This is a genomic window from Anabaena sp. UHCC 0253 (genome assembly GCF_009712085.1).
In the GTDB taxonomy this organism is placed as follows: domain Bacteria; phylum Cyanobacteriota; class Cyanobacteriia; order Cyanobacteriales; family Nostocaceae; genus Dolichospermum.
In genome coordinates, this window is the sequence record NZ_VILD01000027.1 from 1 (window position 1) to 2,123 (window position 2,123).

The 2,123-nt window shown below is 39.7% G+C and carries 2 protein-coding genes; both read right to left on the reverse strand.

Going from position 1 to position 2,123, the window contains the following annotated elements:
- On the reverse strand, positions 1-207 hold a 207-nt coding region (locus FJR38_RS27475; protein WP_168540778.1), incomplete at its 3' end, for a hypothetical protein.
- A gap of 81 nt (positions 208-288) precedes the next feature.
- Positions 289-1,980, reverse strand: coding sequence for a transposase (locus FJR38_RS27480; protein ID WP_168540780.1), 1,692 nt, complete (start codon positions 1,978-1,980; stop codon positions 289-291).
- Positions 1,981-2,123: the final 143 nt, after the last annotated feature.

Sequence of the window (2,123 nt, forward strand, 5' to 3'; positions counted from 1 at the left end):
GGCATTACCAATTTCACCTAGTTTTGATTGGATACTATCTGGTAAGGACGTACCAGCTAAACTGGCGAGAAAATTAACGACTTCACCCGGAGAAATTTCCCCAATAGAGAATTCATAAGACCGCTTGCCATCCTGCTCTTTCTTAATCAGTAAACCCGGATTAGTGACGGAAAGTTCTGGGGCGACAACATCTTCTCCTAACCCCAATTCAGATAATAGGCTATTAATGATAGAGCTAACATCTAGACTATCAAGATAAGGTATCCCCTCAATATATCGGGGAAAGAGTTATTCAGGCATCCATGACAAACCAAAAGAATTGAGAGCAGATTTTTCGCGAATAATAGTTGCCAAAAAGGGAATATTCCCAGTCTGAGAAATGCGGTCACGGATATATTCAAAAAAACTGATACCCAACTGACGAGTAGTAGCAACAAGAGACATAAAAGTATCCCAAGCCTGAGTACCTTCAAGAGTTTGAGTGGCATAACTAATATTACGCCGTTGCACCATTGTCCTAGCAGCTAACTCTGCCGGATTATTATGCAAAGGCAATTCAGGATGCTCTAATACTAAAAGCAACTCGGAAATTTTTAGCAGCGTTAATCGTTTTCGCTCATCCAACTGTTCATAACCAGTTTGAAGCGAAAAAAGTTTCCAAAACTCAGACCGGAGTTTTTCAGCCTTTTGTTGACTGGGAGAATCTTTGTAAGCAAGTAAGTCTCGGTAGTAATCCCAGAAATCATCCAGAAAATCTTTTAAAATCGTTTGGTGACAAGCAATAAACGGACTTAACTTTTTATAATGTCTTCCCTCATGCACCCAACACAAAGCAATATTATCAGTCAGTAACTTGAATTGGGGAGCATCATCACAGACGAGAGTTTGCACCACTGGCCAATCAGTTTGTTGATGATAGAAGGCAATAGCTGCTGCTTCGGTGATCCGAGTTCGTTGTTGAGAACCCAGTTTGGGTAGATAGGTATCCAGTAGGGCATGAAACTGTTCCGAGTTCAACACAGTTTCTTGCGGTAATAGTTGGAGAGCGTCTTTATATTTATTTGGTAGTGGGAAATTTTTCAGCAACTCATAGGTAAATTGATTGAGAATAAACTCCAGTTCTTTAGCATTCTGTAAGCCTTTGAGTACAGTCAATCGGTCTTTCTTAGGAGTTGTCAAGTAGACTGTATATAAAGGGTTACAGATGACATTGGTAGTATGGTTGACCCCACCAACGCGGGCAGCAGTCTGGTCAAAGTGTTGCCAAGGACTGCTCTCTAGTCCTGCTGAATATACTTCTGTTTTCTCGGTTTCAAAATCAGCATGGTTTTTAATCAGTAGATTAGATAAATACCCCGCCGACATGGAAATACCAATATCCTCTAAAAACTCTAATAACTTGCCTTGGGTCATGTTGCCCCCGTAGTACAAGCTGATAATTAAGGTTTTTATTCCGGGTCCGAATTCTCCTTCATAACCACAAGGCAGTTCTGCTAGATAAGTTTTCCTTTCTAATGGTGAGTAGTATTTCTCTTTCCGAAATAGTACATTATCGGTTTTCAGGATGATGTCTTGAACGATTACTTCTTCATACCCTTTGAACTGTGCGTCTGCTGGTAGTTTGTCTTGGGGGTATTCTAGGATTTTTTCTCTGTCTATTTTAATTGTTTGATTTTTACTGCCCTTGGAGTGCTGTTTTGGGGTCTTTCTTTCTTGTTCTGATGAGTGCTTATTTTCAAACCCTTTCTTGTTCTTGGCTTTTATGTCTGGTTGACCTTGTTCTCCCTTCAATCGGTTGTTTTCATCTTTTAACCGTTGATTCTCTGACTCTAAGCTTTTGACTTTTAATTGTAATTGCTCTATTAGGTTTAGTAATATCTCTACTGTATGACGCATTGATTCGTCTGCAATCCCTTTTGGCTCGATGGTTTGCAGTAAATCTGATATTGATTTGTCACTCTCAATAATTTTTTGTGTCATGTCTCCCATTCTATGACACTGTGTGTACCTCGTTGCACTTATTTTCCTCTGTTACCCCTACTTATTGAGCCGATACAAGATAAGTAACTTTGAATTCATCCTTGTTGGATTCAAATTTTAATGCGTTGAGGGCTTGGAGTGAA